The sequence below is a fragment of the Microbispora amethystogenes genome (assembly GCF_016863015.1).
GTDB lineage: Bacteria > Actinomycetota > Actinomycetes > Streptosporangiales > Streptosporangiaceae > Microbispora > Microbispora amethystogenes.
The window spans coordinates 29,701-49,968 of record NZ_BOOB01000043.1 but is presented as its reverse complement, the minus strand read 5'-3'; the positions used below and the strand labels follow the sequence as shown (position 1 = coordinate 49,968).

The window sequence follows — 20,268 nt, the reverse complement described above, 5'->3', positions numbered from 1 at the left end:
GCAACCTTTCGACGAAAGAACTGACCTCCAGTGGCCCCACCGACCAGTAGCCAGAGCAAGCCGGGACGCACACTCCTGCTGCTCCTCGTGCTCATCATTGTCATGGGCGCGACGGTCGCCCTTCAGAAGGCGTTCGTCCCCAAGTTCGGCCTCGACCTCGCGGGCGGCACCACCGTGACGCTCTCGCCGGTGCTGGCGAACGGGAAGACTCCCTCGCAGGAGAGCCTCGACCGCGCCGTGACGATCATCCGGCAGCGCGTCAACGGCACCGGCATCTCCGACGCCCAGGTCGCGAAGTCGAACGACAACATCGTGATCCAGATCCCGGGAGCGGGCCGGGACGAGGCGCTCAAGCTGGTGTCCACCACGGCCGAACTGCGCATGCGGCAGGTGCTCGCGGTGGCCGCGGCCAAGGCGCCGCCGGTCCAGCCGTCCACCGCCGCGCCGGCTCCGAGCGGCTCGGCCGCGGCCTCCCCGGCGGCCTCCCCAGGCGTGGCCTCGACGGCCAAGGCCAGCGCGGCCCCGAGCGGGAACGCCACACCGGCCGGCCGGGCGCTGTCGAAGGCGCTGACCGCGCCGACGCCGGAGCCGAGCGAGACCAAGCGTGCCAGGACGTCCGGCGGCCGTGCCGCGAAGGCCTCTCCCTCGGCCTCCGCCTCCGCCGCGCCGTCGTCGAGCGCCGCGCCCGAGGACGCGAGCGACCCGCTGGCGGGCCAGGACACGAGCGGCATCGACCAGGCGCTGCTCACCGAGTTCCGCAACATCGACTGCAGCGCGAAGAACCGCGGCCAGGGCGCCCTCGACGACCCGAACAAGCAGATCGTCGCCTGCAGCGACGACGGCTCGGCCCGCTACATCCTGGACAAGGCCGCCGTACAGGGCACCGAGATCAGCGGTGCCCAGGCGGGCACCGACCCCACCACCGGTGAGTGGATCGTCCAGGTGAACTTCAAGTCGAAGGGCGCCACGCAGTTCGCCGACATCACCCGGCGCATCACCAGCCTGCCGGCCCCGCGCAACCAGCTCGCCAACGTGCTGGACGGCGTCGTCATCGTCGCCCCGACGATCGAGGAGGCCATCCCCGGCGGCAGCGCCCGCATCTCCGGCAGCTTCACCCAGGTGACCGCCACCGACCTGGCCGACCAGCTCAAGTACGGCGCGCTGCCGCTGAAGTTCAAGCAGAGCTCGGTCGTGTCGGTCTCCTCGACCCTCGGCCAGGACCAGCTGCGCGGCGGTCTCATCTCCGGTGCCTTCGGCCTGATCATCGTCATGCTCTACCTGCTGCTCTACTACCGCGGCCTCGGGCTCATCGGCATGGCCAGCCTCTGCGTGGCGGCGATCGTCACGTTCCTGACCGTCGACGTCCTGAGCCACAACGCGGGCTTCCGGCTCTCGCTGCCGCACATCATCGGCCTGGTGGTCTCCATCGGCATCACGGCCGACTCGTTCATCGTCTACTTCGAGCGGATCCGCGACGAGATCAAGGAAGGCCGCCGTACGCTGCGCTCGGCGGTCGAGGTGGCCTGGCGGCGCGCCCGGCGCACCATCCTGGTGGCCGACGCCGTCATGTTCATCGCCGCGGTGGTGCTCTACTTCCTCGCGGTCGGCGACGTGGCCGGCTTCGCGTTCGCGATGGGCCTGACGACGCTCATCGACGTCGTCGTCGTGTTCCTCTTCACCAAGCCGCTGATGTCCCTCGCGGCGCGGATGCGGTTCTTCGCCAAGGGCCACAAGCTGTCCGGACTCGACGCGGAGCGCATGGGCCGCACCGGCCGCGCCGAGCAGACCCTGCAGGAGGCGTGATGCCGGGAGTGATCAGCCGCCTCTACCGCGGCGACATCGACATCGACTTCGTCGGCAAGCGCAAGACCTGGTACGGCCTGTCGGCGTTCCTGCTGGCCGTCTCGATCCTGGGCCTGGCGCTGCACGGGCTGAACCTGGGCGTGGAGTTCCGCGGCGGCTCGGTCTTCGACTTCGCCCGCACGCCCGGCTCCAGCATCGAGCAGGTCCGGGAGACCGTCGCGGAGGCCGGGCCCCACCAGGTCATCGTCCAGCAGGCCGGCCCGAACTGGCGGGTCACCACCGAGAGCCTCAAGGCCGAGGAGGTGACCAAGGTCCAGCAGACGGTCGCCCAGAAGTACGGCGTCCCGGAGAGCCAGGTCAGCTCGCAGGTCATCGGCGCGACCTGGGGTGGCGAGGTCTCCCAGAAGGCCTGGATCGGCCTCGTGGTCTTCATGATCGCGATCATGCTGTACCTGTCGGTGGCGTTCGAGTGGCGGATGGCCCTCGCGGCGATCGTCGCCCTCATGCACGACCTCGTCATCACGGCAGGCGTCTACGCCTGGTCGGGCTTCGAGGTCACCCCGGCGACCATGCTCGGCTTCCTCACCATCCTCGGTTATTCGTTGTACGACGCGGTCGTCGTCTTCGACATGATCAAGGAGGTCACCGGCAAGCTCGGCACGAGCGCGAAGATGACCTACACTCAGGCCGCCAACAACGCGCTCAGCCACACGCTGATCCGGTCGCTGAACACCTCGCTGGTGGCGATCCTGCCGGTGGCGGCGATCCTGTTCATCGGCACCACGCTGCTCGGCGCGGGCACGCTGAAGGACCTGTCGCTGGCCCTGTTCGTCGGCATGGTCGTCGGCACCTACTCGTCCCTGTGCGTGGCGACGCCGATCCTGGTCACGCTCAAGGAGCGGGAGCCCAAGTGGCAGGCGCTCGCCAAGCGGGTGCACGCCAAGGAGGTCTCCACCGCCAAGGCCTCCCGTACGGTCAAGGAGCCGGTCTCGGCCGGCTCGCAGGGCACGACCCCGGCCGACGACAAGCGCAAGAAGCGCTGAGCGCTCGCCGGACGCGCACACCACGGAGGCGCCCCCGGAACCCGCACGGGTTCCGGGGGCGCCTTCACGTACGCAGGAGCCCTTCAGGAGCCCGGGAGAATCCCGGCGGTCGCGGCACTAGGGTGAACGTCGTGACTGACTGGACGGCACTCATCAGGGATGTCCCCGACTACCCCAAGCCGGGCATCCTCTTCAAGGACATCACCCCGCTGCTGGCGGACCACGCGGCCTTCACGCAGGTCGTGGACGAGCTCGGCGAGGGACTCGCGTTCGACAAGGTGGTCGGCATCGAGGCCCGCGGGTTCATCCTCGCCGCCCCGGTGGCCTACCGCAGCGGCGCGGGATTCGTACCAGTGCGCAAAGAGGGCAAACTGCCCTCGGAGACGTACGAGGCGTCCTATGATCTGGAGTACGGCTCCGCGACGATCGAGGTCCACGCCGACGCCTTCGAGTCCGGCGACCGCGTGCTGATCGTGGACGACGTCCTCGCCACGGGCGGCACCGCCCGGGCCGCCGTGGAGCTGGTCAGGCGGACCGGCGCGCAGGTGGTGGCGGTCTCCTTCCTGATGGAGCTGTCCTTCCTCTCCGGCCGCGACCGGCTGCCCGGGCTGGAGGTGCGCACCCTGCTCACCGTCTGAGTGAACCGGGCGAAAAGGGGCACGCGGCCGAGAGCGCTGTGGCAGCACGGATACACTGTGGAATCTGGACTCGACGTGAGGAGTCTGTGTGCCCCGTGATGTGGTCGTGCCCGACGACGCGCGGGTCGATCGCGGTGAGACGCCCCGCGACGTCCCCGAGCCCGTCACCGACGTGCCCCCCGAGGAGGCGCGCGACCCCGCGGCGGGCCCTGAGGACAAGCCGGCGTCGCCGGCCACGCGACGTAGGCTCGCCCGTTTCGGGGGGCAGTGGGGTGCTATGAATCCGGTGTTGGAACCGCTCTTCAAGACGGTCCGTGCCACCCATCCCAAGGCCGACCTGCGGCTGATCGAGCGCGCGTACGACGTCGCCGCCTATCACCACCGCGACCAGAAGCGGAAGAGCGGCGATCCGTACATCACGCACCCGCTCGCGGTGGCGACGATCCTCGCGGAGCTCGGCACCGACGACGAGACGCTGTGCGCGGCCCTGCTGCACGACACCGTCGAGGACACCGCCTACAGCCTCGACGAGTTACGAGCCGACTTCGGCGACAACATCGCGCTGCTCGTCGACGGGGTGACCAAGCTCGACAAGGTGAAGTTCGGCGACGCGGCGCAGGCCGAGACCGTGCGCAAGATGGTCGTCGCGATGTCGCGCGACATCCGCGTGCTGGTGATCAAGCTCGCCGACCGGCTGCACAACATGCGGACCATGCGCTACATGCCCGAGCACAAGCGCCAGCAGAAGTCGCGCGAGACGCTGGAGATCTTCGCGCCGCTGGCGCACCGGCTCGGCATGAACACCATCAAGTGGGAGCTGGAGGACCTCGCGTTCGCCATGCTCTACCCCAAGCGGTACGACGAGATCGCCCGCATGGTGTCGGAGCGGGCGCCGCGCCGCGACCTGTACCTGCACGAGGTGATCGAGAAGGTCTCCGCCGACCTGCGCGAGGCGAAGATCAAGGCGACCGTCCGGGGCCGGCCCAAGCACTACTACTCGATCTACCAGAAGATGATCGCCAAGGCCGTGGCCTTCGACGACATCTACGACCTGGTGGGCATCCGCGTGCTGGTCGACACGGTCCGCGACTGCTACGCCGCGCTCGGAACGATCCACGCCCAGTGGAAGCCGGTGCCGGGGCGGTTCAAGGACTACATCGCCATGCCGAAGTTCAACATGTACCAGTCGCTGCACACGACGGTCATGGGACCCGACGGCAAGGCCATCGAGCTGCAGATCCGCACCCGGGCGATGCACAACCGCGCCGAGTACGGCGTGGCGGCGCACTGGAAGTACAAGGAGGAGATGATCGGGGCGGGCCCCGGGAAGGTCAAGCCGGTCAGCGACATGGCCTGGCTGCGCCAGCTCCTCGACTGGCAGAAGGAGACCTCCGACCCTGGGGAGTTCCTGGAGTCGCTGCGCTTCGACCTGTCGGTCTCCGAGGTGTTCGTCTTCACCCCGCGCGGCCAGGTGATCGCCCTGCCGGAGGGCGCGACCCCGGTCGACTTCGCGTACGCGGTGCACACGGAGGTCGGCCACCGGTGCATCGGCGCGCGGGTGAACGGCCGGCTGGTCCCGCTGGAGTCCCGTCTCGGCAACGGCGACACCGTCGAGATCTTCACCTCGAAGTCGCCGGACGCGGGCCCGTCGCGAGACTGGCTCAAGTTCGTCAAGAGCGGCCGGGCCCGCAACAAGATCCGCCAGTGGTTCACCAAGGAGCGCCGCGAGACCGCCATCGAGGCGGGCAAGGAGGCGATCGGACGGGCCATGCGCAAGCAGGGCCTGCCGCTGCAGCGGCTGATGTCCGGCGAGGCGCTGCTGGCGCTCGCCCGCGACCTGCGCTACGCCGACGTCTCCGCCCTGTACGCCGCGGTGGGCGAGGGGCACGTCGCCGCCCAGTCGGTCGTGGACAAGCTCGTGCAGGCCCTGGGAGGCGTCGAGGGGGCCGAAGAGGACATCGCCGAGGCCCAGGTCCCGACGCGGCTCAAGGGCAGGCCGAGGGCCGGCTCGAACGCCGGGGTGATGGTGGCGGGCGATCCCGACGTGTGGGTGCGCCTGTCGCGCTGCTGCACCCCGGTGCCGGGGGACGACATCGTCGGGTTCGTCACCCGCGGGCACGGCGTGTCGGTGCACCGGGCGAACTGCCCGAACGTCGAGCAGCTCAGCGCCGTCCCCGACCGGCTGGTGGAGGTCGCCTGGTCGCCCGGGGACGACTCGGTCTTCCTCGTCGCGATCCAGGTGGAGGCGCTCGACCGGCCCCGCCTGCTGTCGGACGTCACGCGGACCCTGTCGGACCAGCACGTGAACATCCTGTCCGCCTCGGTCGCGACCAGCAGGGACAGGGTCGCCATCAGCAAGTTCACCTTCGAGATGGGCGACCCCAAGCACCTGGGGCACGTGCTCAAGGCGGTGCGGGGCATCGCCGGCGTCTACGACGTCTACCGCGTGACCAACTGACGACCGCCGCCGTCCCCGGCGGGCCGTGCGGCCGCGCCGGGGAGGAGAGCGCCGGGGAGAGCGGGGAGGGTCAGGAGAACTCGGCGAGCGTGCGCTCGGCCTCCTCCAGCCAGGAGCGGCGGGCGGCCAGGGCCTCCTCGGCCTCCTTGACGTCCTTGTCCCGGCCCGCCGTCTGGGCCTTCGACAGCCGGGTCTCCAGCTGCTCGATGGACCTGCGGAGCTGGTTGACGGTGTCCTGGGCGCGCGCCCTGGCCTCGGGGTTCGAGCGCTTCCACTCGTTCTCCTCGGCCCTGCGGACGGCCTCGTCGACCTTGCGCAGCCCGCCCTCCAGGCGGTCGCGCTGGTCGCGCGGCACCGGGCCGGCCGCCTCCCACCGCTCCAGGATGCCGCGCAGCGCCGACCGCGCCGCGCGCGCGTCGCCGACCGGGAGCAGCCGCTCGGCCTCGGTCAGCAGCCCCTCCTTGACCTCCGCGTTGGCCGCGAACGAGGCGTCCCGCTCGGCGAACACCGCGGAGCGGGCGTGGAAGAACTCGTCCTGGGCGGCCTTGAAGCGCGTCCACAGCTCGTCCTCGGCCTCCCGGGAGGCCCGGCCCGCGGCCTTCCACTGGCTCATCAGCTCACGGTAGGCCGCCGCGGTGGCGTTCCACTCCGTCGAGCCGGCCAGCGCCTCGGCCTCGTTCACGATGCGCTCCTTGGCGCCCCGCACCGCGTCGCGCTGCTCGTCCAGGGAGGAGAAGTACGCCTTGCGCCGCTTGGCGAAGGCCGTACGGGCCGTGGACAGCCGCTTCCACAGCGCCGCCTCGGTGGCCCGGTCGACCCGCTCGGCCGCCTTCCACTCCTCGACGAGCTGCCGCAGCCGCTCGCCGCCGGACTTCCAGTGGGTCGTCTCCTCGGCGATGCGCTCGGCCTCGGCGACGATGCGCTCCTTGACCTCCCGGGCGTGCACCCGGGCCTGGTCACGGGCCGCCCGCAGCTCCTCGCGCCGCTTGCCGACGAGCTCGGTCAGCGCCGTGAGCCGGTCGTCCAGCGAGGCCAGGTCGCCGACGGCGTGCGCCTCGGCGACCGACTCCCGCAGCTTGGCGATGCTCGACTCGGCCTGGGCGGGGGCGAGGTCGGTGCCCCGCACCCGCTGCTCCAGCAGCTGGACCTGGCCGGCCAGCTCGTCGAACTTGCGGCGGTAATAGGCCAGCGCCTCCTCCGGCTCTCCGGCCTGCCAGGACCCGACGGCCCGTTCTCCCTCAGCCGTACGCACGTAGACGGTGCCGTCCTCGTCTACCCGGCCCCACGGGTCGGTGCTCACCGTGTCCTCCCGCACTTGAATCAGCCTCCAGGGCCCGATGTGCCCTTGGTTGTATTACGTCAGCTCTTGCTGGTGATTGTCACGTCTTTGATGACTACGGGCTGCTTCGGGGCTCCGGTGCCGTCGCCGGTGGCACCGGCGATCACGCCCTTCTTGGCCACCTTGTCCAGGATTTCGAGTCCTGTCGTCACGGTACCGAAAGGCGTGTAGTCGGGCGACAGCCCGGTGTCCCCGAAGACGATGAAGAACTGGCTGCCGTTGGTGTTCGGCCCGCTGTTCGCCATCGCGAGCACGCCGCGCGTGTACTTGGCGCCCGCCAGGTTCTCGTTGGCGAAGCGGTAGCCGGGACCGCCCTGGCCGTCGGTCGGGTTCTTCCCGTCGGCCTTGGCCAGCGGGTCGCCGCACTGCAGGATCGGGAAGTCCGTGCCCATCCGGTGGCACCTGGTGTCGTCGAAGTAGTCCTTCGACGCCAGGTACTTGAACGAGTTGACCGTGCACGGCGCCTTGGCGCTGTCGAGCGTGGCGACGATGGGACCGAGATTGGTCCTGATGGTCATCGTCGCCGGAGCCGTGCTCACCTTCTCCGGCGGCACGCCGACGTCCTTGACCTGGCCGCTGCCCTTGTCGGCCACGTACCCGCAGGTGCCGGTGGCCGGATCGTACGGCTTCGGGTCGTTCGCGAGAGCGCTGGCGCTCGGCGCGGCGGAGGCGGCGGGATCGGCTTTGTCGTCACCGCCGAGGAGGGTCGTCGCCGCCACGACGCCGCCGATCACGACCACCACCGCCGTGGTGGTGCCGATGATCGCGTTGCGCCGCGCCTTCTGCTCGCGCTCCACGCGCGTCTGCATCTGCCGCTGGTAGTGCTCCCGGGCCAGCTGCTTCTGCCGGTCCTTGCCGGTGACCACTTCGACCTCCCGACTCGTCGTGTTTCCCATGGTCGTGCGCCCGGACGCGGTCGCGCCCGGATGACTGCCCGCGCCGGAGGGGTCCTCCGGAGCGGTGGCCCGTTCTATAGCATCCGGCTCGACTGCTCCAAGAATGACTATTGAGGTGGGCGAATCGTATCGGCTGACGGGTATCGGTTCGCAGCCTGCCGACCCGCACCGGTACCCTTCGGTTACATTCGCTCGCGCAATCCTTGATTGATCCGTAGAGACGCAGAGGCCGCTTCCGTGCTCGTCGCCGGGTTTCCCGCAGGGTCGTTCCAGACCAACTGTTACGTCGTCGCTCCCGCAGCAGGCGAGGAGTGCGTGGTCATCGACCCAGGTCAGGACGCTGTCGGGGACCTCGACGCGCTGCTCGGCGAGCACCGGCTGAAGCCGGTCGCGGTGCTGCTCACCCACGGCCACATCGACCACGTGTGGTCCGTGGCCCCGGTGTGCGGCGCCCGCGACGTGCCCGCGTGGATCCATCCGGACGACCGCGACCTGCTGTCAAACCCGGCGAAGGGATTTCCGCCGCAGGCCGGTGGGGTGTTCGGCGGCCTGAAACTTTCCGAGCCCGACGACGTGCGCGAGCTGTCCGACGGCGCCGTGCTGAGCCTGGCGGGCCTGGAGCTGACGGTCGAGCACCGGCCCGGCCATACCAGGGGGTCGGTGACGTTCCGGGCGCCCGCCGAGGACATCCAGGTCCTGTTCGCGGGCGACCTGCTCTTCGCCGGCTCCATCGGCCGCACGGACCTTCCCGGCGGCGACCACGCCGCCATGCTGCGCAGCCTCGCCAAGACGCTGACGCTGCCGGACGAGACCTTGGTCCTGCCCGGCCACGGACCTCAGACGACAATCGGCCGCGAGCGCGCGACCAACCCCTTCCTCGGGGACGTCGCGCCGTCCGCAGGCCCGACCAGGGGATTGTGATGACGTTTCAGGCGCCGAAGGGCACCTTCGACTGGATGCCCCCGCGCTCGGAGTGGGCTCTCACCGTGCGGGACGCGCTGTCCGCGCCGGCCCGCCGCGCCGGCTACGGCTACATCGAGACGCCGGCCTTCGAGGACACCGCGCTGTTCTCCCGCGGCGTCGGCGAGTCGACCGACATCGTCACCAAGGAGATGTACACGTTCACCAGCCGGGGCGGCCAGTCGCTGACGCTGCGCCCGGAGGGCACGGCGAGCGTGATGCGGGCCGTGCTCGAACACGGCCTGTACGGCGGCCCGCTGCCGATCAAGCTCTGGTACTCCGGCAGCTACTTCCGCTACGAGCGGGCCCAGGCCGGCCGCTACCGCCACTTCTCCCAGGTGGGCGCCGAGGCGCTGGGATCGGAGGACCCGGCGCTCGACGCCGAGCTGATCGTGCTGGCGATGGACGGCTACGCCTCGCTCGGCCTGCGCCGGGTCCGGCTGCTGCTCAACTCGCTGGGCTGCAAGGAGTGCCGCCCCGCCTACCGCGCCGCGCTGCAGGACTTCCTGCGCGGGCTCGACCTCGACGAGGCCACCCGCAACCGGATCGAGATCAACCCGCTGCGCGTGCTCGACGACAAGCGCCCCGAGGTGCGGGCGCAGCTCACGGGCGCGCCGCTGGTCACCGACCACCTGTGCGGGGCCTGCAAGGCCTACCACGAGGAGGTCCGGGGGCTGCTGACGGCCGCCGGGGTGGCCTACGAGGACGACCCCCGGCTCGTCCGCGGCCTCGACTACTACACCCGTACGACCTTCGAGTTCCTGCACGACGGGCTGGGCGCGCAGTCCGCGGTCGGCGGGGGAGGGCGTTACGACGGCCTGAGCGAGCAGATCGGCGGCCCCGCGCTGCCCAGCGTCGGCTGGGCCCTCGGGGTCGACCGCACGGTGCTCGCGATGGAGGCGGAGGGGCTGCTGACCGAGCGGCCGCGCGCCCTCGGCGTGTTCGCCGTCCCGCTCGGCGAGGAGGCGAGGCGGCGGATCTTCCCGCTGGTCGGCGAGCTGCGCCGGGCCGGTCTCGCCACCGACATGGCGTTCGGCGGCCGGGGCGTGAAGGGCGCGATGAAGGCCGCCGACCGCAGCGGCGCGCGCTACGCGCTCATCCTCGGCGACCGGGACATCGAGGCGGGAACCGCGCAGGTGAAGGATTTGGCAACAGGCGACCAGACCGCGGTCCCGCTCGCGGAGGTCGTCGAGTTCTTGAAGGGGAAAGACTCGTGATCCGCACCCACGAGGCAGGCACGCTCCGCAGGGAGCACGCGGGCCACAAGGTGACGCTGGCCGGATGGGTGGCGCGCCGGCGTGACCACGGCGGCGTCGTGTTCATCGACCTGCGCGACGCCTCCGGCTCCGCCCAGGTGGTCTTCCGCGAGGAGGACCACGCCCACGACCTGCGCGCGGAGTACTGCGTGAAGATCACGGGGGAGGTCCGCACGCGCCCGGAGGGCAACGAGAACCCCGATCTGCCCACGGGCGAGATCGAGGTCGTCGCCTCCGAGGTGGAGGTGCTGAGCGAGTCCGCGCCGCTGCCGTTCCCGATCGAGGGCGGCTCCGGCGTGTCGGAGGAGGCGCGGCTGAGGTACCGCTACCTCGACATCCGCCGCCAGCAGATCGCGCACGCGCTGCGCGTCCGGTCGCAGGCGACCTACCTCGCCAACGAGGTCATGCGCGAGCACGGGTTCGTCTACGTCGAGACGCCCGCCCTGACCCGCTCCACGCCCGAGGGCGCCCGCGACTTCCTGGTGCCCGTGCGGCTCCAGCCGGGCAGCTGGTACGCCCTGCCGCAGTCGCCGCAGCTGTTCAAGCAGCTCCTCATGGTCTCCGGCCTGGAGCGCTACTACCAGCTCGCCCGGTGTTTCCGCGACGAGGACCTGCGGGCCGACCGGCAGCCGGAGTTCACCCAGATCGACATCGAGATGTCGTTCGTCGACCAGGACGACGTGATCGCCCTGGGCGAGGCCCTCATCGGGCGCATCTGGAAGGAGACGCTCGGCTACGAGCTCCCCGTCCCGCTGCCCCGGATGACGTACGCCGAGGCGATGGCGCGGTACGGCTCGGACAAGCCCGACCTGCGCTTCGGGGTCGAGCTGACCGACCTCACCGGCTACTTCGCCGACACCACGTTCCGGGTCTTCCAGGCGCCGTACGTGGGGGCGGTCGTGATGCCCGGCGGCGCCTCGCAGACCCGCAGGGAGCTCGACGCCTGGCAGGAGTGGGCCAAGTCGCGCGGGGCGCGCGGCCTGGCGTACGTGCTGGTGCAGGAGGACGGCACCCTCGGCGGCCCGGTGGCGAAGAACCTCTCGGAGACCGAGCTGGCCGGCCTCGCCGGGCAGACCGGGGCCCGGCCGGGCGACGCGATCTTCTTCGCCGCGGGCGCGCCCGCGGCCTCCCGCGACCTGCTCGGCGCCGCCCGCCTGGAGATCGGCCGTCGCTGCGGCCTGATCGACGAGTCGCAGTGGGCGTTCCTGTGGATCGTGGACGCGCCGATGTTCGAGCCTGTGTCCGACGAGAAGGGCGGCGAGGGCGGCTGGACCCCGGTCCACCACCCGTTCACCGGGCCCAAGCCGGAGTGGGCCGACAGCTTCCAGGACCACCCCGGCGAGGCGCTCGCCTACGCCTACGACATGGTCTGCAACGGCATGGAGATCGGCGGCGGCTCGATCCGTATCCACCGGGCCGAGATGCAGCAGCGCGTCTTCGACGTGCTCGGCATCTCCAAGGAGGAGGCCGAGAGCAAGTTCGGCTGGCTGCTGGAGGCGTTCAAGTACGGCCCGCCGCCGCACGGCGGCATCGCCTACGGCTGGGACCGGGTCTGCATGCTGCTGGCGGGCGGCGAGTCGATCCGTGACGTGATCGCCTTCCCCAAGACGGCCTCCGGGTACGACCCGCTGACCGGCGCGCCCAGCCCGATCACGGTGGAGCAGCGCAAGGAGGCCGGCGTGGACGCCGCTCCGAAGGGCGACAGGCCCGGCGCCGAAGCGGCTCCCCGCTCGTGACCGTCTAGTGCCGGAGCCGGCGGCTCCGCCCGCCGGCACGAGAACGGCCCGCGATCACGAGATCGCGGGCCGTTTCCGATCCGGCCGGATCAGGACACGACGACGTCCTTGATACGGACCTTGATCTTGGGGGCGTTGGAGCCGCCGTCGTCACTGGTGATGTCGACGCCGTCCTTGGCCGTGTTGACACCACCCTTGGCGATCTTGTCGACGATGTCCAGGCCCTTGCTGACGATGCCGAACGGCGTGTACGACTGGGGCAGCTGCGCGTTCTCGTCCGTGTAGGAGATGACGAACTGGCTGCCGTTGGAGTTCGACGCGTCACCCGGCTGGGCCATGAAGACGACGCCCCGGCTGTACTGCGGCCCGAGGTTCTCGTCGTCGAACAGGTAGCCCGGCCCGCCGGTGCCGTCGGTCGGGTTCTCGCCGTCCCCCTTGGCCTGCGGGTCCCCGCACTGCAGGAGGCCGAGGCCGTTCGTCTCGACCGTCGTGAGCCGGTGGCAGACGGTGTTGTCGAAGAAGTTCTTCTTCGCCAGGAAGGCGAACGAGTTCACCGTGCACGGCGCGTCGCCGGTGGCCAGGTCGATGACGATGTTCCCCAGGTTGGTCTTGATCATCATCTTGGACGCCTTGATGACCGCCCTGTTCAGCTTCTTGGGCGGGAAGCCCACGAACTTCGCCGGGCTGCCCGTGTCGTCCTTGCGATACTCACAGCTGACCTGACGCAGGTCGGTGGGCTTGGCGGACGGCGTCGCCGCCGGCAACTCGGACGGGACCGCGGAGGGGCCCGTCGACGGGCCCGCCGAGGCGGAGGCCGAGGGGGTCGCCCCGGCCGCTTCCTTGGCCGAGCCGTCACTGCAGGCCGCCAGGCCGCCCACGAGCGCGAGAACCCCCAGCCCGGCGCCGAGGGTGCTCCCCAGGCGACCGCGGAGAGTGGTGGTGCGCCCGGTCGTGCTCACGCGCGAAGCCGGCTGCTTCTGCCGATCAGTGTCGGTCACCGCTATGCCTTCCATTTCCCCTTTTGTTATGACGCTGGGTCACTCTATCCGCGATCCCGTCGGGTTCGTGTAAAACAGGCGTCGCATGGGTATCATCGGTGTTTGCGCTCATCTAGCTCTCAGAACTGCCTGAGAACCTCCTGACGAACCAAACCCGGACCACGCGCCCGGCCCCCTCGTCTCAGGAGTGACGACCACGATGTTCGACCAGATCTTCGGACTCCCCGTCCACGCCCTCGTCGTCCACGCCGCGGTGATCTTCGCGCCACTGCTCGCGGCGCTGTCGATCGCGTACGCCGTCCTGCCCCGCGTGCGGCACCGGCTCGACTGGGCGCTGGTGGCGACGGCGCTGGCGGCGCTGGTCTCGGTGTTCGCGGCCAAGGAGAGCGGCGAACAGCTGGAGCACCGGATGTTCCAGGGCCAGGTCTCCGAGGCGATCGAGGTCCACTCGGGGCTCGCCGAGACCCTCCTGCCGGTGACCGCGCTGCTGACCGTCGTCTCCCTGGCGCTGGTGTGGCTCACCCGGGCGCGCCGGGCCCCGGAGGGGACGGGCCCGCGCACGGTCGTCCTGGTCGTCTCGGGCGTCGCCGTGATCCTCGCCGTGGCCGTCGCCTACTACGCCGTGCGCACCGGGCACACCGGCGCGACGGCCGTGTGGGGCGACTGACGGTAGTGTCGGCGGCGTGGAGAGCCTGTTCGACTCGGCGGCCGAGGAGGCGCACCGCGGCCAGGAGCCGCTCGCCGTGCGGATGCGTCCGCGCTCGCTGGAGGAGGTGATCGGCCAGCGGCACCTGCTCGGCCCCGGCACCCCGCTGCGCCGCCTGGTGGAGAGCGACGCCCCGATGTCGCTCTTCCTGTGGGGGCCGCCCGGCACCGGCAAGACCACGCTGGCCTACGTCGTCGCGGGTGCCACCAAGCGGAGGTTCGTCGAGGTCTCGGCCGTCTCGGCCGGGGTCAAGGACGTGCGCGCCGCCATCGACCAGGCCCGCCGCGACCTCGGCATGACCGGCAGGCAGACCGTGCTGTTCGTCGACGAGGTCCACCGCTTCAACAAGGCGCAGCAGGACGCGCTGCTGCCGGCGGTGGAGAACCGCTGGGTGACGTTCATCGGCGCGACCACCGAGAACCCCTTCTTCTCGGTCATCTCGCCGCTGCTGTCCCGCTCGCTGCTGCTCACCCTCGAACCGCTGGCCGACGACGACGTGCGCGCCGTGCTGGAGCGCGCGGTGACCGACCCGCGCGGCCTCGGCGGGCGGGTCGCGGTGCGGCCCGACGCCCTCGACCAGCTCGTACGGCTGGCCGGCGGCGACGCGCGGCGCTCGCTGACCTACCTGGAGGCGGCGGCGATGCTGGTCGGCGACGCCCCTCCGGACGCCGCCCCGGAGGCCACGCCCGAGGTCACGATCGAGGTCGTCGAGCGGGCCGTGGACAAGGCCGCCGTGCGCTACGACCGGCAGGGCGACCAGCACTACGACGTGACCAGCGCGTTCATCAAGAGCATGCGCGGCTCTGACGCCGACGCGGCCCTGCACTACCTGGCCCGGATGGTCGAGGCGGGGGAGGACCCCCGGTTCATCGCCCGCCGGATCGTGATCTTCGCGAGCGAGGACGTGGGGATGGCCGACCCGACGTGCCTGCAGGTCGCGGTGGCCGCCGCCCAGGCGGTGGACTTCATCGGCCTGCCCGAGGGCAGGATCAACCTCGCGCAGGCCGTCATCCACTGCGCGCTGGCGCCCAAGTCCAACGCGGTCGTCAAGGCCATCGGCGCCGCCTCCGACGACGTGCGGCGCGGCCTGGTCGGCCGCGTCCCCGGCCACCTGCGCGACGCCCACTACCCCGGCGCGAGGAAGCTCGGCCACGGCAAGGGCTACCAGTATCCGCACGACTTCGAGCACGGCCTCGTCCGCCAGGACTACGCGCCGGAGGAACTGCGCGAGCGCCGCTACTACGAACCGACCTCCCACGGCGCCGAGGCGCGGTTCGCCGAGCGCTGGGCGAAGATCCGGGCCTTCCTGCGCGGAGGCTGAGCGTCACCGGGCGCCCTCCGGCGGTGCGTGCCCCGGCGGGCACGGGGGCGTGCCGCGTGTGCGCTGCGGAACGGCGGGCAGGGCGTTCGCGATAGGGTCTTGCCATTCCAGCTCCGGTGATCCAGGGAGATCGGCACATGCTTACCGCGGGAGAGCTGGCGGGCCTCGTGGTCGCCATTTTCTGGGCGATCCTGGTCTGCTTCATGGTCGTCGTGCTGGTCAGGCTGGCCAGACTGCTGACCGAGACCCGCAGGTCGGTGGCCGAGCTGAGCGACCGCCTGGGGCCGCTCCTCGACGACATGAGCCAGACCGTCACCGAGGCGAACCGGCGGCTGGTCGCGGCCGAGACGATCTCGGACAACATGCGCGACGTCAGCGGCAACATGGTGAGGATCACCGGGGTGGCGTCCACGCTGTTCGCCGGCCCGGTGCTCAAGATCGCCGCCTTCCGCGACGGCTTCCGCCTCGCGCTGGCCCGCCGCGCGGCCCGCAGGGCCCCGGCCCGGAGGGTCGCCCGCGGCGGTCCCCGCACCGGTGACAGGATCAGGGAGCGGCACACCGCCGAGCGCGTGGCCGAGCCGCGTGCCATCGGAAGGGGGCGCGGATGATCCGCCGTCTCTTCTACATGTCCCTCGGCGCGTACCTCGCGGTCTGGGCCATGCGTAAGCTTCAGTCATTGCGGCCCGACCACGTGGCCAGGCGCACCGCCGGCCGCGCGGCGGCCCTCGCGGACCAGCTCAGGGACTTCGCCGGCGAGGTGCGCCACCTGTCGGCGAGCAGGGAAACCCAGTTGCGGGCCGAGCTCGGGCTGGACACCGTTGATGACACCACTACCGGCAACAACAGAATCTACGACGTAAAGGATGGCCGCTGAAATGGAGTCGGCAGAGATCGCGCGCCGCTTCCTGCGCTTCTTCGAGGAGCGCGGGCACACAGTCGTGCCCTCGGCCAGCCTGGTCGCCGAGGACCCGACGCTGCTTCTGGTGAACGCGGGGATGGTCCCGTTCAAGCCCTACTTCCTGGCGCAGCAGACGCCGCCGTTCCGGCGGGCGACCAGCGCCCAGAAGGTCATGCGCACCCTCGACATCGACGAGGTCGGCAAGACCACCCGCCACGCCAGCTTCTTCCAGATGCTCGGCAACTTCTCCTTCGGCGACTACTTCAAGGAGCAGGCGATCCCGTTCGCCTGGGAGCTGCTGACCCGGCCCGAGTCCGAGGGCGGCTTCGGCTTCCCCGAGGACCGCCTGTGGGCGACCGTCTACCTGGACGACGACGAGGCCCAGGACATCTGGCACCGCAAGGTGGGGCTGCCGCTCGACCGCATCCAGCGCCGCGACCTCGCCGACAACTACTGGCACATGGGCGTGCCCGGCCCCGGCGGGCCGTGCTCGGAGATCTACTACGACCGCGGCCCCGAGTACGGCCGCGAGGGCGGGCCGATCGCCGACGAGAACCGCTTCCTCGAGGTCTGGAACCTCGTCTTCATGCAGTTCCAGCTCAGCCAGGTCCGCACCAAGATCGACTTCGACGTGGCGGGCGAGCTGCCGGCCAAGAACATCGACACCGGCATGGGCCTGGAGCGCATGGCCGCGATCCTGCAGGGCGTCGACAACATCTACGAGATCGACACCACGTACAAGATCCTCGACACGGCGGCCGAGCTCACCCGGTCGCGCTACGGGCGCGACAAGCGGGCGGACGTCTCGCTGCGGGTGATCGCCGACCACATGCGGGCGGGCGTCATGCTCGTCGGCGACGGCGTGCTGCCGTCCAACGAGGGCCGCGGCTACGTGCTGCGCCGCATGCTGCGCCGCGCGATCCGCAACCTCCGCCTGCTCGGCGCGGGCGAGGAGCGGCACATGCACGCGCTCACCGCCGTCACGATCGACGCCATGGGCCAGCAGTACCCCGAGCTCAAGGCGGACGCAGCGAACATCCACACCGTGATCGACGCCGAGGAGGCGTCGTTCCTCGGCACGCTCCGCACCGGTACGGCGATCTTCGACGTCGCGGTGGAGGAGACCAGGCGCAAGGGCGGCGGCACGCTCGGCGGCGAGCAGGCGTTCCAGCTCCACGACACCTACGGCTTCCCGATCGACCTCACTCTGGAGATGGCGGCGGAGCAGGGCCTCCAGGTGGACGAGGAGGGCTTCCGCCGGCTCATGAAGGAGCAGCGGGACCGCGCCAAGGCCGACGCCGCGGCGAAGAAGACCGGCAACGCCGACATCTCCGTCTTCACGACGATCCTGGAGAAGGCCGGGAAGGTCGACTTCCTCGGCTACGACCACACCACCTCCGAGGCCAACGTGATCGGCCTGCTCGTCGACGGCGCGTCGGTCCCGGCGGCCGGCGCGGGGACGACCCTGGAGGTCGTGCTCGACCGCACCCCGTTCTACGCGGAGGGCGGCGGCCAGCTCGCCGACCAGGGCCTGATCCGCACCGGCGGCGCCGAGATCGAGATCGTGGACGTCCAGTCGCCGGTGCCGGGCCTGGTCGTGCACCGCGGCAAGGTGCGCACGGGCGAGGTGCGGGTCGGCGACCAGGCGCAGGCGGACATCGACCTCGAGCGGCGCCGGGCGATCTCCCGCAGCCACACGGCGACCCACCTGGTCCACCGCGGGTTCCGCAACGCCCTCGGCGAGTCGGCGGCCCAGGCGGGCTCGGAGAACTCCCCGGGACGCTTCCGCTTCGACTTCACCGCGGCGGGCGCGGTGCCGGCGTCGATGCTGCGCGACGTCGAGGACGAGGTCAACGCGGTCCTGATCGGCGACCTCAAGGTCAACGCGTTCTACACCAGCCAGGCCCAGGCCCGCGCGATGGGCGCGCTCGCCCTGTTCGGCGAGAAGTACGGCGACGAGGTCCGGGTGGTCGAGGTCGGCGACTACTCCCGCGAGCTGTGCGGCGGCACCCACGTGGCCAGCTCCGGCCAGCTCGGCCTGGTGAAGGTGCTGGGCGAGTCGTCCATCGGCGCGGGCGTGCGCCGGGTCGAGGCGCTCGTCGGCCTCGACGCGTTCCGGTTCCTCGCCCGGGAGAGCGTGCTCGTCGCGCAGCTGAGCGAGCAGCTCAAGACCCGCCGCGAGGAGCTGCCCGAGCGGATCGAGGGCATCGTGACGCGGCTGCGCACGGCCGAGAAGGAGCTGGAGAGGCTGCGCTCGGCCCAGGTGCTCGCGGTGGCCGGAGAGCTGGCGGCGCAGGCCCGCGACATCCAGGGCGTCTCGGTGGTCACGCACCGCGCGCCTGATGGCACCTCCGCCGACGACCTGCGTAAACTCGCCCTCGATGTGCGCGGCAGGTTCCCTGGCGACCGCGCCGCGGTCGTCGTCGTCTCCGGCGTCCCCTCCGACCGGCCGGTCGTCGTCGCCGCGGTCAGCGAGGCGGGACGCGAGCGTGGCCTGAAGGCGGGCCGTCTCGTCGGCGTCGCCGCCAAGGCTCTCGGGGGTGGCGGTGGCGGCAAGGACGACGTGGCGCAGGGTGGTGGCACCCGGCCAGAGGCGATCGGTGACGCGCTTCGCGCGGTCGAGGAGGCCATCTCCTCCGCGGTGGCCTGATCCGCCGATGAGACATGGCGTCAGGATCGGGGTCGACGTCGGCTCCGTCCGCGTCGGCGTGGCCCGCAGCGACCCCTCGGGCCTGCTGGCCACGCCGGTGGAGACCGTACGGCGCGGCCGGGGCGACCTCGCGCGGATCGCCGAGATCACGGCCGAGCACGAGGCGATCGAGGTCGTCGTCGGCCTGCCCACGTCGCTGTCGGGCCGCGAGAGCCACGCCGCGGAGGCCGCGCGGGCGTTCGCCGCGCGGCTGGCCCGCAGCGTCGCGCCGGTCCCGATCCGGCTCGTGGACGAGCGGCTCACGACCGTGGGCGCCCAGCAGCGGCTGCGCTCCAGCGGCGTGAAGGCCCGCGACCAGCGTGACGTGATCGACCAGGCGGCGGCCGTCCTGCTGCTGCAGGCCGCGCTCGACGGCGAGCGGGCCACCGGCAATCCCCCCGGCAGACCTCTCGGACCACCGGGCCCCTCCGCGGGGCCGGGTGAGGAAGCGAGCGGCGGGACCGCCCGGTGAGGCGGGCGGCGCTCGTCGCCGGCGGAGGGTTCGCCCTGGTCGCGGCGGCGGTGGCGTACGGCGTGCACGCGGTCGTCGGCCAGCCCGGCAGTCCGCCCGACTACTCCGGCGGCGGTTCGGGGACGGTGACGATCGAGATCACGCCGGGAACCAGCGCCGGCGAGGTCGGCCGGACGCTGGCGAAGGCCGGCGTCGTCGCCAGCGCCCAGTCGTTCGTGGAGCAGGTGATCAGCCGCTCCAAGGAGAGCGGCCTGCACCCGGGCCGCTACGTCCTGCGGCGCCGCATGTCGGCCTCCGCCGCCCTCGACATGCTCCTGGCGCCCGCGAGCCGGGTGGTGCGCAGGGTCACCGTGCCCGAAGGGCTGCGCATGGGGGAGGTGCTGCGCGTCCTCGCGAAGGGGACGGGCATCCCGCTGGCGGACTTCACCGAGGCCGCCGGAGAGCCCCGGCGCCTGCGCCTGCCCGCGTACGCCGAGGGCGAGGCCGAGGGGTTCCTGTTCCCGGCGACGTACGAGATAGAGCCGGGGGCGACGGCCGGTGACATGCTCAGGAAGATGGTGGCGCGGTTCCGCCTCGCCGCGAAGAAGGTGGGCCTGGAGGATCTGGCGCCGCGCCTGAACCTCACCCCCCGGCAGGCGGTGACGGTCGCGAGCATCGTGCAGGCCGAGGGCGGCGTCCCGGCCGATTACCCCAAGATCGCCAGAGTGGTGTACAACCGCTTGGCGCGGGGCGCGAAGCTGGAGATGGACAGCACGGTCAACTACGCGTTGAACCGGCACACCCTGAAGGTCACCGCCGAGGACACGCGCAACGGCTCCCCGTACAACACCTACGCGCGCCCCGGGCTGCCGCCCGGACCCATCGGCAACCCGGGGGAGAGCGCGCTGCTGGCGACGCTCCACCCCGCCGAGGGGGCCTGGTACTGGTTCGTGACCACCGATCCCCGTCGTAAAATCACCAAATTCACTGACAAAGAGATGGAGTTCAGGAAATATCGGGAGGAGCTGAACAGGTATCTCGGGACGAACTAGCGGTGCCCCCGGCGCGTCCAGGGC

17 protein-coding genes are annotated in these 20,268 nt (G+C 71.2%); 14 read left to right on the top strand and 3 right to left on the bottom strand.

Features of this window, described 5'->3' with window-relative positions:
* Positions 1-87: 87 nt before the first annotated feature.
* From secD to Mam01_RS26875, 4 genes are all read left to right on the top strand, one after another.
* Positions 88-1,803: a protein translocase subunit SecD gene (secD, locus tag Mam01_RS26890; RefSeq protein WP_307820131.1), complete on the top strand. Its 1,716-nt coding sequence runs from the start codon at positions 88-90 to the stop codon at positions 1,801-1,803.
* The gene (secF, locus tag Mam01_RS26885) at positions 1,803-2,846 is read left to right on the top strand and encodes a protein translocase subunit SecF (RefSeq protein WP_204287957.1); all 1,044 of its coding nucleotides are present in this window, start codon (positions 1,803-1,805) and stop codon (positions 2,844-2,846) included. Before secD ends, secF begins: the two co-directional genes overlap by 1 nt.
* A 131-nt stretch (positions 2,847-2,977) precedes the next feature.
* Positions 2,978-3,484, top strand: coding sequence for an adenine phosphoribosyltransferase (locus Mam01_RS26880; protein WP_150938623.1), 507 nt, complete (start codon positions 2,978-2,980; stop codon positions 3,482-3,484).
* Between the two features lie 277 nt (positions 3,485-3,761).
* Positions 3,762-5,942, top strand: a complete 2,181-nt coding sequence (locus Mam01_RS26875) for a RelA/SpoT family protein (RefSeq protein WP_204287978.1) — start codon at positions 3,762-3,764, stop codon at positions 5,940-5,942.
* Positions 5,943-6,012: 70 nt separating this feature from the next.
* On the opposite strand, the gene Mam01_RS26870 is transcribed toward Mam01_RS26875, so the two are convergent.
* Positions 6,013-7,242, bottom strand: a complete 1,230-nt coding sequence (locus tag Mam01_RS26870) for a DUF349 domain-containing protein (protein WP_204287955.1) — start codon at positions 7,240-7,242, stop codon at positions 6,013-6,015.
* A gap of 59 nt (positions 7,243-7,301) precedes the next feature.
* Positions 7,302-8,177 (bottom strand): peptidylprolyl isomerase, encoded by an 876-nt coding sequence (locus tag Mam01_RS26865; RefSeq protein ID WP_150938628.1) that lies wholly within the window; start codon positions 8,175-8,177, stop codon positions 7,302-7,304.
* A gap of 237 nt (positions 8,178-8,414) precedes the next feature.
* On the opposite strand from Mam01_RS26865, the gene Mam01_RS26860 reads away from it, so the two are divergent.
* From Mam01_RS26860 to aspS, 3 genes are read left to right on the top strand one after another with little or no spacing between them, the layout of a single operon-like run.
* Positions 8,415-9,098, top strand: a complete 684-nt coding sequence (locus tag Mam01_RS26860; protein ID WP_204287977.1) for an MBL fold metallo-hydrolase — start codon at positions 8,415-8,417, stop codon at positions 9,096-9,098.
* Positions 9,098-10,354, top strand: coding sequence for a histidine--tRNA ligase (gene hisS / locus Mam01_RS26855; protein ID WP_150938630.1), 1,257 nt, complete (start codon positions 9,098-9,100; stop codon positions 10,352-10,354). The genes Mam01_RS26860 and hisS overlap by 1 nt, the downstream gene beginning before the upstream one ends.
* On the top strand, positions 10,351-12,129 hold the full coding sequence (gene aspS / locus Mam01_RS26850) for an aspartate--tRNA ligase (protein WP_204287954.1): 1,779 nt from the start codon (positions 10,351-10,353) through the stop codon (positions 12,127-12,129). The genes hisS and aspS overlap by 4 nt, the downstream gene beginning before the upstream one ends.
* 89 nt (positions 12,130-12,218) lie before the next feature.
* Here the strand turns inward: aspS and Mam01_RS26845 are convergent, their stop codons facing one another.
* A complete protein-coding gene (locus Mam01_RS26845; protein WP_239101642.1) occupies positions 12,219-13,127 on the bottom strand; it encodes a peptidylprolyl isomerase in 909 nt (302 codons plus the stop codon).
* Positions 13,128-13,314: 187 nt separating this feature from the next.
* Here Mam01_RS26845 and Mam01_RS26840 point away from each other — a divergent pair, with 187 nt between their 5' ends.
* The 7 genes from Mam01_RS26840 (at position 13,315) to mltG (ending at position 20,244) form a co-directional block, all read left to right on the top strand.
* Positions 13,315-13,794, top strand: coding sequence for a DUF2231 domain-containing protein (locus tag Mam01_RS26840; RefSeq protein WP_204287952.1), 480 nt, complete (start codon positions 13,315-13,317; stop codon positions 13,792-13,794).
* 16 nt (positions 13,795-13,810) lie between these two features.
* The gene (locus Mam01_RS26835; RefSeq protein WP_239101641.1) at positions 13,811-15,154 is read left to right on the top strand and encodes a replication-associated recombination protein A; all 1,344 of its coding nucleotides are present in this window, start codon (positions 13,811-13,813) and stop codon (positions 15,152-15,154) included.
* A 137-nt stretch (positions 15,155-15,291) separates the two neighbouring features.
* Positions 15,292-15,762 carry a DUF948 domain-containing protein gene (locus tag Mam01_RS26830; protein ID WP_204287951.1) on the top strand — a complete coding sequence of 157 codons (471 nt, stop codon included), beginning with the start codon at positions 15,292-15,294 and terminating at the stop codon, positions 15,760-15,762.
* Positions 15,759-16,028, top strand: a complete 270-nt coding sequence (locus tag Mam01_RS26825) for a hypothetical protein (RefSeq protein ID WP_150938642.1) — start codon at positions 15,759-15,761, stop codon at positions 16,026-16,028. The genes Mam01_RS26830 and Mam01_RS26825 overlap by 4 nt, the downstream gene beginning before the upstream one ends.
* A 1-nt stretch (position 16,029) precedes the next feature.
* Positions 16,030-18,702, top strand: coding sequence for an alanine--tRNA ligase (alaS, locus tag Mam01_RS26820; RefSeq protein WP_204287950.1), 2,673 nt, complete (start codon positions 16,030-16,032; stop codon positions 18,700-18,702).
* 7 nt (positions 18,703-18,709) lie between these two features.
* Positions 18,710-19,213 (top strand): Holliday junction resolvase RuvX, encoded by a 504-nt coding sequence (ruvX, locus tag Mam01_RS26815; RefSeq protein WP_204287949.1) that lies wholly within the window; start codon positions 18,710-18,712, stop codon positions 19,211-19,213.
* Complete coding sequence (gene mltG / locus Mam01_RS26810; RefSeq protein WP_204287948.1) at positions 19,210-20,244, top strand: endolytic transglycosylase MltG; 1,035 nt, start codon at positions 19,210-19,212, stop codon at positions 20,242-20,244. Before ruvX ends, mltG begins: the two co-directional genes overlap by 4 nt.
* Positions 20,245-20,268 lie beyond the last annotated feature (24 nt).

Coding starts and splice junctions, on each gene's coding strand:
- secF (WP_204287957.1), top strand. CDS start 1,803: ATGCCGGGAGTGATCAGCCGCCTCTACCGCGGCGACATCGACATCGAC.
- Mam01_RS26875 (WP_204287978.1), top strand. CDS start 3,762: ATGAATCCGGTGTTGGAACCGCTCTTCAAGACGGTCCGTGCCACCCAT.
- Mam01_RS26865 (WP_150938628.1), bottom strand. CDS start 8,177: ATGGGAAACACGACGAGTCGGGAGGTCGAAGTGGTCACCGGCAAGGAC.
- hisS (WP_150938630.1), top strand. CDS start 9,098: ATGACGTTTCAGGCGCCGAAGGGCACCTTCGACTGGATGCCCCCGCGC.
- Mam01_RS26830 (WP_204287951.1), top strand. CDS start 15,292: ATGCTTACCGCGGGAGAGCTGGCGGGCCTCGTGGTCGCCATTTTCTGG.
- Mam01_RS26825 (WP_150938642.1), top strand. CDS start 15,759: ATGATCCGCCGTCTCTTCTACATGTCCCTCGGCGCGTACCTCGCGGTC.
- alaS (WP_204287950.1), top strand. CDS start 16,030: ATGGAGTCGGCAGAGATCGCGCGCCGCTTCCTGCGCTTCTTCGAGGAG.
- ruvX (WP_204287949.1), top strand. CDS start 18,710: ATGAGACATGGCGTCAGGATCGGGGTCGACGTCGGCTCCGTCCGCGTC.